General features: G+C 73.6%; 13 protein-coding genes. 8 read left to right on the plus strand and 5 right to left on the minus strand.

Features of this window, described 5'->3' with window-relative positions; all coding sequences use genetic code 11:
* Positions 1 to 1,041, plus strand: a complete 1,041-nt coding sequence (locus AB0B02_RS12690) for an NAD(P)-dependent alcohol dehydrogenase (RefSeq protein ID WP_281934457.1) — start codon at positions 1 to 3, stop codon at positions 1,039 to 1,041.
* Positions 1,042 to 1,093: 52 nt separating this feature from the next.
* On the opposite strand, the gene AB0B02_RS12695 is transcribed toward AB0B02_RS12690, so the two are convergent.
* Entirely contained in the window at positions 1,094 to 2,260 is a 1,167-nt protein-coding gene (locus AB0B02_RS12695; protein WP_357299877.1) for a homogentisate 1,2-dioxygenase, read from the minus strand.
* Positions 2,261 to 2,353: 93 nt separating this feature from the next.
* Between AB0B02_RS12695 and AB0B02_RS12700 the strand changes: the two genes are divergently transcribed.
* The 5 genes from AB0B02_RS12700 to AB0B02_RS12720 all read left to right on the plus strand — a co-directional run bounded on the left by AB0B02_RS12700 (position 2,354) and on the right by AB0B02_RS12720 (position 6,744).
* Positions 2,354 to 3,220 (plus strand): hypothetical protein, encoded by an 867-nt coding sequence (locus AB0B02_RS12700; protein ID WP_357299880.1) that lies wholly within the window; start codon positions 2,354 to 2,356, stop codon positions 3,218 to 3,220.
* The gene (fahA, locus tag AB0B02_RS12705) at positions 3,217 to 4,416 is read left to right on the plus strand and encodes a fumarylacetoacetase (RefSeq protein ID WP_357299883.1); all 1,200 of its coding nucleotides are present in this window, start codon (positions 3,217 to 3,219) and stop codon (positions 4,414 to 4,416) included. The genes AB0B02_RS12700 and fahA overlap by 4 nt, the downstream gene beginning before the upstream one ends.
* A 145-nt stretch (positions 4,417 to 4,561) precedes the next feature.
* Complete coding sequence (locus AB0B02_RS12710) at positions 4,562 to 4,771, plus strand: DUF397 domain-containing protein (protein WP_281934463.1); 210 nt, start codon at positions 4,562 to 4,564, stop codon at positions 4,769 to 4,771.
* 110 nt (positions 4,772 to 4,881) lie between these two features.
* Positions 4,882 to 5,364 carry an SRPBCC family protein gene (locus AB0B02_RS12715; RefSeq protein WP_281934465.1) on the plus strand — a complete coding sequence of 161 codons (483 nt, stop codon included), beginning with the start codon at positions 4,882 to 4,884 and terminating at the stop codon, positions 5,362 to 5,364.
* Positions 5,365 to 5,499: 135 nt separating this feature from the next.
* On the plus strand, positions 5,500 to 6,744 hold the full coding sequence (locus tag AB0B02_RS12720; protein ID WP_357299888.1) for a PQQ-binding-like beta-propeller repeat protein: 1,245 nt from the start codon (positions 5,500 to 5,502) through the stop codon (positions 6,742 to 6,744).
* A gap of 73 nt (positions 6,745 to 6,817) precedes the next feature.
* Here the strand turns inward: AB0B02_RS12720 and hisC are convergent, their stop codons facing one another.
* From hisC to hppD, 4 genes are all read right to left on the minus strand, one after another.
* Entirely contained in the window at positions 6,818 to 7,921 is a 1,104-nt protein-coding gene (gene hisC, locus AB0B02_RS12725) for a histidinol-phosphate transaminase (protein WP_357299891.1), read from the minus strand.
* A complete protein-coding gene (locus tag AB0B02_RS12730) occupies positions 7,918 to 8,982 on the minus strand; it encodes an RDD family protein (RefSeq protein WP_357299895.1) in 1,065 nt (354 codons plus the stop codon). Before AB0B02_RS12730 ends, hisC begins: the two co-directional genes overlap by 4 nt.
* Positions 8,983 to 9,070: 88 nt before the next feature.
* Complete coding sequence (locus tag AB0B02_RS12735; RefSeq protein ID WP_357299900.1) at positions 9,071 to 9,784, minus strand: RDD family protein; 714 nt, start codon at positions 9,782 to 9,784, stop codon at positions 9,071 to 9,073.
* A 10-nt stretch (positions 9,785 to 9,794) separates the two neighbouring features.
* Positions 9,795 to 11,000: a 4-hydroxyphenylpyruvate dioxygenase gene (hppD, locus tag AB0B02_RS12740; RefSeq protein ID WP_107161699.1), complete on the minus strand. Its 1,206-nt coding sequence runs from the start codon at positions 10,998 to 11,000 to the stop codon at positions 9,795 to 9,797.
* Positions 11,001 to 11,138: 138 nt separating this feature from the next.
* On the opposite strand from hppD, the gene AB0B02_RS12745 reads away from it, so the two are divergent.
* Together AB0B02_RS12745 and AB0B02_RS12750 are read left to right on the plus strand one after the other, a co-directional pair.
* The gene (locus AB0B02_RS12745) at positions 11,139 to 11,645 is read left to right on the plus strand and encodes an Lrp/AsnC ligand binding domain-containing protein (protein ID WP_181570690.1); all 507 of its coding nucleotides are present in this window, start codon (positions 11,139 to 11,141) and stop codon (positions 11,643 to 11,645) included.
* 137 nt (positions 11,646 to 11,782) lie between these two features.
* Positions 11,783 to 13,180 carry a PQQ-binding-like beta-propeller repeat protein gene (locus AB0B02_RS12750; protein ID WP_281934675.1) on the plus strand — a complete coding sequence of 466 codons (1,398 nt, stop codon included), beginning with the start codon at positions 11,783 to 11,785 and terminating at the stop codon, positions 13,178 to 13,180.
* Positions 13,181 to 13,213 lie beyond the last annotated feature (33 nt).

Genomic DNA, 13,213 nt, shown 5'->3' on the forward strand with positions numbered 1-13,213 from the left:
ATGCTGACTGTCAACGCCTACGCGGCGACGTCCGCGACCGACCCGCTCACGCCGACCACCATCGAGCGGCGTGACCTCGGCCCGGACGACGTCCTCATCGACATCAAGTTCGCCGGTATCTGCCACTCCGACATCCACACCGCGCGCAGCGAGTGGGGCCCGACCCGCTACCCGATCGTGGTCGGCCACGAGATCGCCGGCGTGGTGCGGGAGGTCGGCTCCGCGGTGACGAAGTTCGCCGTCGGCGACCGGGTCGGCGTCGGCTGCCTGGTCGACTCCTGCCGGGAGTGCGACAGCTGCCGCAAGGGTCTGGAGCAGTACTGCCTGAAGGGCAGCACCGGCACGTACGCCGGCGTGGGCCGGGACGGCAAGCCGACCCAGGGCGGCTACTCGCAGGCCATCGTGGTCACCGAGGACTTCGTGCTGCGCATTCCGGACGGCATCGAGCTGGACGCCGCCGCGCCGCTGCTCTGCGCCGGCATCACCACGTACTCGCCGCTGCGGCACTGGAACGCCGGGCCGGGCCGGAAGGTGGCCGTGATCGGCATGGGTGGTCTCGGCCACATGGCCGTGAAGCTGGCCCACGCGATGGGCGCCGAGGTGACGGTGCTGTCCCAGTCGCTGAAGAAGCGGGAGGACGGGCTGCGGCTCGGCGCCGACCACTACTTCGCGACCTCCGACGAGGACACGTTCACGGAACTGGCCGGCTCGTTCGACCTGATCATCAACACGGTGAGCGCGACCATCGACATGAACGCGTTCCTGCGGCTGCTCGCGGTGGACGGGACGCTGGTCAACGTCGGCGCCCCGGAGGAGCCGCTGTCGGTGCACGCGTTCTCGCTGATCCCGGGCCGGCGGTCGTTCGCCGGGTCGAGCATCGGTGGCATCGCGGAGACCCAGGAGATGCTCGACTTCTGCGCCGAGCACGGGCTGGGCGCCGAGATCGAGGTGATTCCGGCCGAGAAGATCAACGAGGCGTACGAGCGGGTGCTCGCATCCGACGTGCGCTACCGCTTCGTCATCGACGCGTCCACGTTCTGACGCTCCGACGTGTGACGAGGGGCCGCCTCCGGGTGGCCCCTCGTCGCGTACGTCAGGGCTTGCGCGCCCAGGTCCAGGCGTAGCCGTCGTCCTCGCAGGCGGTGCCCGCGTCGCAGAGGTCCAGCGGGCGGAACGTGTCCACCATGACCGCCAGCTCGTCGAAGAAGTCCGCCCCGATCGACCGCTCGGCGGCACCCGGCTGCGGACCGTGGGTGAAGCCGGACGGGTGCAGCGAGATCGAGCCCTGCTCTATGCCGGAGCCGCGCCGGGCCTCGTAGTTGCCGCCGGTGTAGAACAGCATCTCGTCGGAGTCGACGTTGTGGTGGTTGTAGGGCACCGGGATGGCGGCCGGATGGTAGTCGACCTTGCGCGGCACGAACGAGCAGATCACGAAGTTCGGGCCCTGGAACGTCTGGTGCACCGGCGGCGGCTGGTGGATCCGCCCCGTGATCGGCTCGAAGTCGTGGATGGAGAACGCCCACGGGTACAGGTGCCCGTCCCAGCCGACCACGTCGAACGGGTGGTGGGCGTAGACGTACCTGGTCCATCCGCGCCGGTGCTTGACCAGCACCTCCACCTCCTCGCCGTCGACCAGCAGCGGGGTGTCCGGTCCCCGGACGTCGCGCTCGCAGTAGGGCGAGTGCTCCAAGAACTGCCCGCGTACGGAGAGGTAGCGCTTGGGCGGGCCGATGTGGCCGGACGCCTCGACGGCCAGCAGCCGGGTCGGCTCGTCTCCGGTCGGCACCAGGCGGTGGATGGTCGAGGTGGGGATGACGACGTAGTCGCCGGCCACCGCGTCGAGCACGCCGAACGGCGACTCCACCCGCATCGAGCCGGACTCCAGGTAGAGGCAGTGGTCGCCGGTGGCGTCGCGGAACAGCGGGGACGGCCGGTCGGCCAGCACGTACGCGATCCGGACGTCGTCGTTGGCGAGCAGGTAACGCCGGCCGAGCACCGGGTCCGCGCCGCTGCCGTCCAGCTTGTGGGTGCGCAGGTGGCGCGGCTTGAGCGGCAGGTTCGGCACCCGGGTGACGGTGGGCGGGGCGAACTCCTCGGCGGCGAGGATCGCGGTCGGCGCGTGCCGGTGGTAGAGCAGCGACGAGTCGGAGGAGAAGCCCTCCTGACCGACCAGCTCCTCGGCGTAGAGCGTGCCGTCGGGCTGCCGGAACTGGGTGTGGCGCTTGCGGGGCACCTCGCCCACGCTGCGGTAGTACGGCATCTCGCCTCCGTTATGTCCCGTTGGGCGGCCAGTGGCGTCCGATAATCGGACGCGGTTGTCCGTTCCTCGTAGCGTCCCGTACATTCTTCTCTCGTGTCAACGCAGGTGCCTCGCCTCCTCACCGGCCTGGTCGACGACGCCGCGGTCTTTCCGCCCGGCAACGCCGCGCTGCCCGACGCGGTGACCGCGCACCGCCAGCACCGGGACGCCTGGTACGCCGGCCTGGTCGGCCCGCTGCTGCTGCCCGCCTCGGAGATCGAGGACGGCGCGCTGCACGGCCGGGTGGACCCGGCCGAGGGCTTCGTCATCGGGCTGATCGGCGACACCGGCCTCGACCGGCTGCCCGCCGCGCTCGCCGCCCTGACGCCGGACGGCGTCACCGCCCGGCAGGTCGAGGCGCCGGTCGCCAAGCGGGGCGAGGACCCGCAGCCCGGCCTCGCCGAGCTGGTCGCGCTCGCCGGGCGGCTCGACGACACCGCCGTCTACGCGGAGATCCCGCTGACCTTCGGGCTGATGGGGGCGCTGGACGCGCTCGCCGACGCGCGGGCCGGCGGACTGTCGGTGGCGGCCAAGTTCCGCACCGGCGGGTTGGCCGCCGAGCTGTTCCCGACCCCGGTCGAGCTGGCCGCCGTCATCTGCGCCTGCCGGGACCGCGACCTGCCGTTCAAGCTCACCGCCGGGCTGCACCACGCGATCCGGCACCGCGACCCGGAGACCGGCTTCACCCACCACGGTTTCGTCAACGTGCTGGCCGCCACGCTGGCCGCGGTCGACGGCGCCGACGTGGACGGCGTGGCCGAGCTGCTGGCCGTCACCGACGTGGTGCGCGTGGTCGAGGCGGCCCGGGGCCGGCGCGAGGCGCAACGCCCGCTCTGGGTCGGGTACGGGTCGTGCAGCATCTCCGAACCACTTACCGATCTGATCCGGCTGGGGCTGGTGAACGGAGGCTACGACTCATGACGTGGGTTGAGGGGGCGGCGGGCTCGCCGTACGGGGTGACGAACCTGCCGTACGGCGTGTTCCGGCACGGCGACCGCGAGCCGCGCGTCGGTGTCCGCATCGGCGACCTCGTGCTGGACCTGGCCGGCGCGGAGGCCGCCGGTCTGGTGCTGGCCGGCGGCGCGCTGGGCCGGCAGCAGTTGAACGCGTTCCTGGCGCTCGGCCGGCCGCAGTGGACCGCCGTCCGGGAGCGCGTCACCGAGCTGCTCACCGATCCGGCGCACCGGCCGGCGGTGGAGCCGCTGCTGGTGCCGGTGGGTGAGATCGAGCTGGTGCTGCCGTTCGAGGTGGCGGACTACGTCGACTTCTACTCCTCGGAGCACCACGCCTCGAACGTCGGCCAGATCTTCCGGCCCGGCCAGCCGCCGCTGCTGCCGAACTGGAAGCACGTGCCGATCGGCTACCACGGCCGGGCCGGCACGGTGGTCGTCTCCGGCACGCCCGTGGTCCGCCCCACCGGGCAGCGGGCCAGCGCCCAGGGCCCCACCACCGGCGCCTCCGTACGCCTCGACATCGAGGCCGAGGTCGGCTTCGTGGTCGGCGTGCCGAGTCGGCTCGGCGATCCGGTGCCGGTGGCCGACTTCGCCGACCACGTCTTCGGCGTGGTGCTGGTCAACGACTGGTCGGCCCGGGACATCCAGGCCTGGGAGTACCAACCCCTCGGCCCGTTCCTGGGCAAGTCGTTCGCCACCTCGGTCGCCGGCTGGGTCACGCCGCTGGACGCGCTCGCCGACGCGTTCGTGCCCGCCCCCGACCAGGACCCGCCGGTGCAGGAGTACCTCCGGGACATCCCGCACCTCGGGCTGGACCTGACGCTGTCGGTGGAGTGGAACGGCGAGCGGGTGGCCGAGCCGCCGTTCGCCACCATGTACTGGACACCGGCCCAGCAGCTCGCGCACCTCACCGTCAACGGGGCGTCGCTGCGCACCGGCGACCTCTACGCCTCCGGCACCGTGTCCGGGCCGGAACGCGGCCAGGTCGGCTCGTTCCTGGAACTCACCTGGGGCGGGTCCGAGCCGGTGAAGTTCGCCGACGGCAGCCAGCGGACGTTCCTGGAGGACGGCGACACGGTGACGATCACCGCCACCGCGCCGGGACCGGACGGCACCACGATCGCGCTCGGCGAGGTCACCGGGACGGTCCTCCCGGCCCGCTGAGATCCGGCTTTCCGAGCCCACGGCCCTGGTCGCACCCACTGTGCGACCGGGGCCGTTTCCTCGCGCGTTGATCGACGCGGATCGGGTGCGCCGGGGCGGTGCCGGCCCGGGGCGCACCCAGGAGGAAGCAGAGGAAGGACCGAGCATGACCGAGTTGATCGGTGCCGTGTGGCGTACCAGCAGCCGTTCCAACGATCAGGGCCTCTGCGTCGAGGTGGCCACGAACGTGGTGGCCGCGCACGGCGTGGTGGGCGTACGCGACTCCAAGGACCCGACCGGTCCGGCGCTCGCGGTGAGCCCGCCGGGGTGGAGCGCGTTCGTCACGGCGTTGCGACGCGACGCCTTCCGCGACTGACCGACCACGGTGGCCCGGTGTCCCGCCGTGGGGCACCGGCGGCGGAAATGTCACGGTGGGGCTCCCCCACATCGGTGACGGGCCGTACCGTGGACGACACGGGAGGTGCCATGTCGACGGTGACCGTTTCCGCCTTCATCGAGGCGCAGGACGCCGACCTCTGGCGCCTGCTCACCGACCTCCCGGCGCGCGCCGACTGGCTCTCCGCGGTCGGCGCGGTCGAGGTGCTCACCGCCGGTGCGTTCGGGCCGGGCACCACCTGGCGGGAGACCCGCCTCCGCCCGGACGGCGGGGCCGAGCCGGAGGAGTTCGAGGTGGTCGAGGCCGTCGCCCCGCGCCGCCTGGTGCTCGGCTCACCCGGGTCCGGCGTCGACTACCGGATCACCTTCACGTTGCGCACCGTCGAGCGTCGGCGGCGCGGCTGCACCGAGGTCACCGTCGAGCAGGAGGCGGTGCCGAACCGGCCGTACGGCCGGGTGCTGGCGCTGATCCTCGGCGGCCTGGCCGCCCGGGCGGTGGACAGCGCGCTCCGGCGCGACCTGGCCGACCTGGCGCTGGCCGCCGGTCCCACCCGCTCCACCGAGGCGGCCTGAGCCGCCCGACCGCTCGCCGCCGTAGCGGGTGAGCGGGCCTCCCGGGCCACCGGTCGCCGTGCCGCCCGGCCGTCGGCCGGGCGACCGGATCACGGCCCGGCCCCGGCCGGTAGGGTGCCGGGGCGGAGGTGGCGGATGGCGAAGGCCGGCAGGCGGCGGGCCGTGGTGGCGGTGCTGGCCGTCGCGGCGTCGGTCGCCGTGGTCGCCCGGGTGCTGGCTCCGGCCGAGGTCGAGACCGTGGCCCGGGACCCGTACCCGGAGGCGCCCGCCCCGACCGTCGGGGTGATCGGGCGGCTGCCGGTGGCGCCGCTGGTCGTGGACGGCCGGCTCCGCGTCTACGCCGGCACCCGCCAGGTGTACGCGGACCAGCCGGTCACCGGCCGGCACCGGGTGACCCCGTTCTGGTCCTACCGCCGGTGGCCGGCGACGCTGGTCGGGGTGCTCGCCGAGGGCACCACGGTGGTCAGCCGCTGGTCCGACGGGAAGCTGGTGGCGCTGGACGCGCGTACCGGGCGGGTGGCCTGGCGGGCCGACGGCCCGGTGCCGGGGTCGGTGCCGGAGCCCCGCCGCACGTTCGCGGCCACGGTCTGGGGCCCGGCCGGCCTGCACGTCGCCCGCACCGCCGACGGCCTCGACGTGCTACTCGCCGCCGGTCCGGGCGCGGTCGGCGGATACGCGCTGGCCGACGGCCGCCGGCTCTGGCGTGCCGACGTCGGCCGGGGCTGCCGGACCGACGTGGGCAGCACCGCGAGCGGCGACCTGGTCGGGGTGGACACCTGCGCGGGACCGGCCGCGGTCGAGCTGCGGGACGCGGCGACCGGCGCGGTACGGACCCGCTGGCAGCCACCGGACGCGCCGGGCCAACTCGTGGTCACGCCGGTCGGCTGCCGCGACGGGCACTCCGGCTGTCGTGGTCTGCGTACCGCCGGGCCGGGCGGCGAGCACAGCCGGGGCTGGCTGGTGACGGATCCCGGCCAGCCGGTGGCCGCGCCGGGCCTGGACGCCCCCGGCTCGGTGCTGGACGGCGAGCGGGTGGTGGACACGTCCGGCGGCGTGGTGGTCGGGCGGTCCCCCCGCACCGGCGAGGAGCTGTGGCGCCGGGCCGACGTCCACCCGGCCCGGGTGCTCGCCCAGGAGCCGGGCCGGGTGCATCTGCTGACCGACCGGCGGGAACTGGTCACGCTGGACCCGCTCACCGGCGCCTCCCGGTCGGAGTTCGTGCTGGACGTCGGGCGGGACGGGATCGGGTGGCGGCCGGGCCGGGCGTACGCGGTGGACGGCTACGTGGCGGTGGAACGGGTGCGGGAGCACGCCACCGAGACCGACGACGACCAGGGCTGGTTCCTGATGGCCGAGCCGGTGCTGCTCGCTTCCACCTGAACGGCCGGCGCCGGCCGGTGAGAAGGGGCCCCTTCTCGACGCCAGGCGTTAAGCAGGGGCCCCGCCTTGCACGTCAGGCGAGGGCGGCCTCGGCGGCGGCCAGGAACGCGTCGTTCTCGGCCGGGGTGCCGATGGTGACCCGTACGCCGTCGCCGGGGAACGGCCGCACGATCACGCCGCGCGCCTCGCACGCCTTGCCGAACTCGATCGCCCGGTCGCCCAGCGGCAGCCAGACGAAGTTGGCCTGGCTGTCCGGGACGTCCGGCACGAACTTGCGCAGCGCCTCGGTGACCCGGTCCCGCTCGGCCACCACCAGCGCGCAGCGCCGCTGCACCTCGTCGGCCTGGGCGAGCGCGGCCAGCGCGCCGGCCTGGGCGGCCATGCTGGTGGAGAACGGGGTGACCACCTTGCGGACGGCGGCGGCCACGGCCGGCGCGGCCACCAGCCAGCCGATCCGCAGGCCGGCCAGGCCCCACGCCTTGGACAGCGTGCGCAGCACGGCGACGTTCGGCCGGTCCAGGTAGCTCAGGCCGTCCGGCACCTCGGCGTCGGTGACGAACTCCCGGTACGCCTCGTCGATCACCACGAGCACGTCGTCCGGCACCGTGTCGAGGAAGCGGTCCAGCTCGGCCTTGCGCACCGCCGTACCGGTGGGGTTGTTCGGGTTGCAGACCAGGATCATCCGGGTCCGGTCGGTCACCGCCGCCGCCATCGCCGCGAGGTCGTGCCCGTGGCCGGCGTCGTTCGGCACCCGCACGCTGGTCGCGCCGCTGGTCGCCGCGATGATCGGGTACGCCTCGAACGAGCGCCACGAGTAGAGCAGCTCGTCACCGGGCAGACAGGTGGCCCGGACCAGGTGCTCGGCCAGCGCCACCGAACCGCAGCCGGTGGCGATCCGGTCGGCGTCCACGCCGTAGCGCTCGGCGAGCGCCTGACGCAGCGCGACCACGCCCATGTCCGGGTAGCGGTGCGAACCGGCGACCGCCTCGGTGACCGCCTCCACCACGCCGGGCAGCGGGCCGTACGGCACCTCGTTGCTGGCCAGCTTGATCGCCTCGGGCAGGCCCAGCTCCCGGGCCAGGTCGGCGGGGCTGCGGCCGGGCACGTAGTTGGGCAGCGCGTCCAGGTCGACGCGGGTGAGCCGCAGCGGAGGCTGGTGACGTCCGGTCTCGGTCATGGGGTGTCTCCCGGGGGGTCGGCGCGGTCGCGCGGGGCGGTACGGGGGTCGGGCCGGTTGCGGGGGAGTTGGACCACCACGGTCTGCGCCCGCTTGTCGTGCAGCGCCTGCCGCAGCGGCTGGTCGAACAGGGGCGAGACGGCGTCGACGAACTGGAGCAGCAGGCCCAGCCCGCAGCAGTACCAGAGCAGCGTGGGCAGGCCCATCGTGCTCCACCGCCGGGTGGCCCGGCCGAAGCCGAGCGGCTGGTCCGCGTCGACCGACACCGCGCGTACGCGGGCCACCCGCTTGCCGAACGTCTGCCCGCGCGCCGCCATCGACGGCACCTCGTACGCGAACCAGAGCGCGGTGGCGATCAGCAGGATGGCGACCTGCAACCCGCCGGCCTGGTCGTCGATCTGGGGCAGCCCCTCGGTGGAGGTGTCGCCGTTCAACGCCCGACGCATCGTCTCCCGCAGGTAGGGCTCGATCGCCTCGAAGTAGCGGTAGACGAACCAGCCGTTGACCACCACGTTGAGCAGGAACACCACGCCCAGGTCGATGAGGCGGGCGACCAGCCGGGCACCGTACGAGGCGAGCGGCAGCCCGTGCGGACGCGGCACCGGCGGCCGGCCCGGCCACTGCGGGTACGGCCACCCCGGCGGCGGCCCCTGCTGCCCGGCCTGTCCGGGCCACGGTCCCGGCTGCCCCGGCTGTCCCGGCTGTCCCGGCTGCCCCGGCTGTCCGGGCCACGGTCCGGCCTGGCCGGGTTGACCCGGCTGTCCGGGCCACGGGCCCGCCTGGCCCGGCTGCCCGGGCTGTCCCCACCCGGGGCCGGGTTGACCCGACGGGACCGACCCGGCCGGCTGACCGGTGGGGCCACCCGGCGCGCCGGAGGTCGGCCGGTCGGGGGCGGAGCCGGCGGCCGGCGTCGTGGCGGCCGGTTCGGGCTCGGCGGGCGGTGGACCGTCGGGCGGGGTGACGTCGACCGGGATCGGCGCACCGATCCAGCCCTCCCCGTCCCACCAGCGGCGGGTCTCCGGTTCGGCGGGGTCGACGTACCAGCCAGGTTCCAGACTCACGGACATGCCTCGCTGCACTCGTTCACGCTCACAGGGCTCCCCTCAGTTCGCGACTGCGGGGCTCGCAGGCCCGGCTCGCTCCTCACGCTCACGGTGCCACCTTAACGACGACCGTGCCGGCGGCCTTGTCGTGCAGGCACTGCTGCCAGGGCTTGTCCCAGAGCTGCCAGAGGCCGTCGAGGTAGTTGAGGAACGGCACCAGCGAGGCGGCGACGAACTCGACCAGGTAGCGCTTGCCGAGCATGCCCCGGGTCAGCGTGGCGTCGGGTCGCGCCGGAATGATCCGCAGGTTCATCACCTTCTTGCCGAGCGTCTGCCCGGTCCGGCGGGCGTACTCCACGTGGTAGAGCCAGTAGAAGACCAGCAGCAGGAGGAACAGCCCCAGCTCGGCCAGGAGCACCGGCAGGAGGAAGTCGCCGAAGATCACCAACGGGTCGGGCTCGGCCACGGTGCCGTCCGGGCCGGGCGCCGGCATCCGGTCGATCATGCGGAGGACGAGCCAGATGAACACGGGCGCGAAGAGCACCATCGCCACCGCCGTGGCGACCGCCGTGTCGATCAGCCAGGCCACCAGCCGCTCGCCGAACCCGGCCAGCGGCTGGCCGTTCGGAGCCAGGGCCGGTGGCCGGGGCACGGCATGCGGGGCGTACCCGGGTGGGGGTGGCGGGTAGCCGGGGAGCGGCGGGTACGTCTGCGGGACGGGCTGTGCGGGCACCGCCGGGCCGCTGGGCGGCGCGAAGCCGCCGCCCACGGGCGGGGGCCCGGCGGGCGGCGGCGTCGTGTTCGGGGGAGGCTGGGTCACGCGGACAGTGTCACAGATTGCCGCGCTTCTCCTGCTCCCGCTCGATCGCCTCGAACAGGGCCTTGAAGTTGCCCTTGCCGAAGCCGAGGGAGCCGTGGCGCTCGATCAACTCGAAGAAGACGGTGGGGCGGTCCTGCACCGGCTTGGTGAAGATCTGGAGCAGGTAGCCGTCCTCGTCCCGGTCCACCAGGATCTTGCGGGACTGGAGCTCCTCGATCGGCACCCGTACGTTGCCGATGCGGGCGCGCAGCTCCGGGTCCTGGTAGTAGGAGTCCGGGGTGTCCAGGAACTCGACGCCGGCCGCCCGCATGGCGTCCACGCTGGCCAGGATGTCGTTGGTGGCCACCGCGACGTGCTGGGCGCCGGGGCCCTGGTAGAACTCCAGGTACTCGTCGATCTGCGACTTCTTGCGGGCCACCGCCGGCTCGTTGAGCGGGAACTTCACCTTGCGGGTGCCGCTGGCCACCACCTTGCTCATCAGCGCGGAGTAGTCGGTGGCGATGTCGTCGCCGATGAACTCGGCCATGTTGCTGAAGCCCATGACCCGCTTGTAGAACTCGACCCACTCGTCCATCCGGCCCAGCTCCACGTTGCCGACCACGTGGTCGACGGCCTGGAAGAAGCGCTTCGGCTGGAGGCCGGCGTCGATCATCGGCTGGCGGTCCACGATCGGGGCGCGGGCCACGAAGCCGGGCAGGAACGGCCCGGTGTAACGGGACCGGTCGACGAGCGTGTGCCGGGTGTCGCCGTACGCGCCGATGGCCGCCATCCGGACGGTGCCGTGCTCGTCGCTGACGTCGTGCGGCTCCAGCAGGCCGGTCGCGCCCTGCGCGGTGGCGTGCGCGTACGCGGCGTCCACGTCCGGCACCTCCAGCGCGATGTCGGAGATGCCGTCGCTGTGCTTCGCCACGTGCGCCTCGCCGTCGGCGCCCGGACGCACCACGCCGGTCAGCACGAACCGGGCCGAGCCGCTGGTCAACACGTACTGGGCGTGGTCCCGGTAGCCCTGCTCCGGGCCCCGGTACGCCACGCAGGTCATGCCGTAGGCGGTGGAGTAGTAGTGCGCCGCCTGCTTGGCGTTGCCGACCAGGAAGTGCAGGTGGTCGAGGCCCTTGACCGGGAACGGGTCCCGGCTGATGTCGTGGTTGACGGCGCCGACGAGCACGTCGGCGTCGACCTCCTCGGTCAACTGGGGTCGGTCGATCGCCTGGGTCATGGTGGCCTCCCTCGCGTACCGGCCGGCCTCGTGGGCCGCCGTGGATGTGCTTCCGGCGAGCATCTCCGGACCGCCTCCGGTTGGGCAATAGTTAGTGGTTTTCCTGGTCAGGTTGCGCATTCGGTATCGTCAACCACCGTGAACACTGGTCAGGATGTACAGCTCGACGAGTTGGACGCGCGCTTGATCGAACTGCTCGCCGAGGAACCTCGGATCGGGGTGCTGGAATGCTCCCGGCGGCTCGGCGTGGCCCGGGGCACCGTGCAGGCCCGGCTCGACAAGCTGGTCGGCCGTGGCGTGGTGGGCGGCTTCGGGCCGGAGATCTCCCCGGCCGCGATCGGTTTCGGGGTGACCAGCTTCGTCACCCTGGAGATCAGCCAGCGGCACGGCCACGACCAGGTCACCGCGCACCTGGCCGCCATCCCGGAGGTGCTGGAGGCGCACACCATCACCGGCTCCAGCGACCTGCTCTGCCGCATCGTGGCCCGGTCGAACACCGACCTCCAGCGGGTCATCGACCAGATCGTCGCCTCGGAGGGCATCCGGCGCGCCTCCACCATCATCGCGTTGGCCGAGCAGATCCCCTACCGCACGCTGCCCCTCGTGCGCTCCGCCGCCAGAGGCGAAGGAAGGGCCCCCGCTTAACGCCTCCGGTAGAGACGGGGCCCCCTCTAACACCTCGGGCCGGGCAAGAAGCGGCGCGACACGCCCCGCACGGAGCCCGGGGAACGGTGATCGTCGCTACCGTGTCCGGTGTGAAGGGCCTAGGCATACGCGGCTGGTTGCTGCTCGGGCTCATCACCGTGGTCGTGCTCGCCGCCACCGGCGTCTGGAACCCCTTCCCCCGCCTCTGGGACTGGGTCGACCGGAGCAAGCCGATCTCCGAGCCGGACGTGGTCTGGCAGCAACGCGTCGGTGGCACCCCGCGCAGCGTCACCATCGCGGGTGACACCGTGATCGTCGAGCAGCGCACCCGGATCGAGGCCCGCAAGCTCGCCGACGGCAGCCAGCTCTGGGAGCGCAAGGCCGACTGGTCGGCGGTGGCCGGCAGCGGCCGGGAGTCGGTCGTCGCCGTGGGCAAGCTGCTCGACAAGGGGTACGAGGTCCTCGACCCGACCACCGGCGTGACCCGCCGACGCGACGAGCGCGCGATCGCCGTCTGGACGTACCGCAACCTGCTGCTCGACGCGTACTGCGTGCAGGCCACCGACTGCACGCTGCGGGCCTGGGACCCGCGCGGGACCGCTCCGCTGTGGAGCGCGTTCCTGCCCGGCGTGCACAGCGGAGTGCTCGCCGACAATCCGGAGCTGCTCGGCACCCGCCGGCTGGGCGCGACCCGTATCGACGGCGGGGTGGCCGGACCGGAGTCGGTCCCGCCGCTGCTCGGCTTCCCGGTCGACGGCCGGGTGCACGTGGTGGACACCGCCACCGGCCGGGTGCTCCAGAACGTCCAGCCCGGTCGGGAGGAGCGGCTCGCGGTGGTCGGCGGCCGGCTGCTCCGGGTCGCGGCCACCTCCCGCGACGGGAGCTGCTACTTCGTCGTCACCGCCGTCGACCCGGCCACCGGCCAGCAGGTGTGGCGGCGGGCCGGGATCAACCTGCGTACCGCGGACGCCGCCGGCTGCGTGCAGCGGGAGGACCCGCAGGGTGCCCGCAACGTGCTCATCGGGGTGGCCCCGGACGGCCGGGAGGCGGTGCTCGACGGCTACGACGGCCGGCTGCTCCAGGTGGGCGCGGAGGGCGAGAAGCTGCTCGCCGTCGACGACCGGTACGCGGTGGTGCGCAGCGCCGACAAGGACTCGCTGCTCGGCCGCGAGCTGTCCGCCGACCGGACCCGGTGGACCCGGCCGGCCGGTCAGAAGAGCGGCGCGGCCCTGACCCCGTACGCGGTGGTGATCACGGAGGAGAAACCGTCCCGGCTGGTCGCTGTCGAGCCACGCGGCGGTCGGGTGCTGGCCGAGCTGCGCACGTCGGCGAACGCGCTGGCGGTCGGCCCGAACGGCATGATCGTCGGGGAGGGGCGGGAGATCGGGTACGTCCGCTGGGGCACCGGTGGCGCCGGTGCGCCGCCGGCCGACCAGGGTGCCGTGCCGGCGCCCGACCCGGGCGACACCTGGCGTCCCCCGGGCGGCCGGGGCGACTGCGGGCCGAAGAAGGAACTCTGCGCCGACGGGAAGTGACGCCGGGTGAGATCGGCGTCCCAGGACCCCACC

Source organism: Micromonospora sp. NPDC049240 (assembly GCF_040647835.1).
In the GTDB taxonomy this organism is placed as follows: domain Bacteria; phylum Actinomycetota; class Actinomycetes; order Mycobacteriales; family Micromonosporaceae; genus Micromonospora.

Coding starts and splice junctions, on each gene's coding strand:
- AB0B02_RS12690 (WP_281934457.1), top strand. CDS start 1: ATGCTGACTGTCAACGCCTACGCGGCGACGTCCGCGACCGACCCGCTC.
- AB0B02_RS12695 (WP_357299877.1), bottom strand. CDS start 2,260: ATGCCGTACTACCGCAGCGTGGGCGAGGTGCCCCGCAAGCGCCACACC.
- fahA (WP_357299883.1), top strand. CDS start 3,217: ATGACGTGGGTTGAGGGGGCGGCGGGCTCGCCGTACGGGGTGACGAAC.
- AB0B02_RS12710 (WP_281934463.1), top strand. CDS start 4,562: ATGACCGAGTTGATCGGTGCCGTGTGGCGTACCAGCAGCCGTTCCAAC.
- AB0B02_RS12715 (WP_281934465.1), top strand. CDS start 4,882: ATGTCGACGGTGACCGTTTCCGCCTTCATCGAGGCGCAGGACGCCGAC.
- AB0B02_RS12720 (WP_357299888.1), top strand. CDS start 5,500: ATGGCGAAGGCCGGCAGGCGGCGGGCCGTGGTGGCGGTGCTGGCCGTC.
- hisC (WP_357299891.1), bottom strand. CDS start 7,921: ATGACCGAGACCGGACGTCACCAGCCTCCGCTGCGGCTCACCCGCGTC.
- hppD (WP_107161699.1), bottom strand. CDS start 11,000: ATGACCCAGGCGATCGACCGACCCCAGTTGACCGAGGAGGTCGACGCC.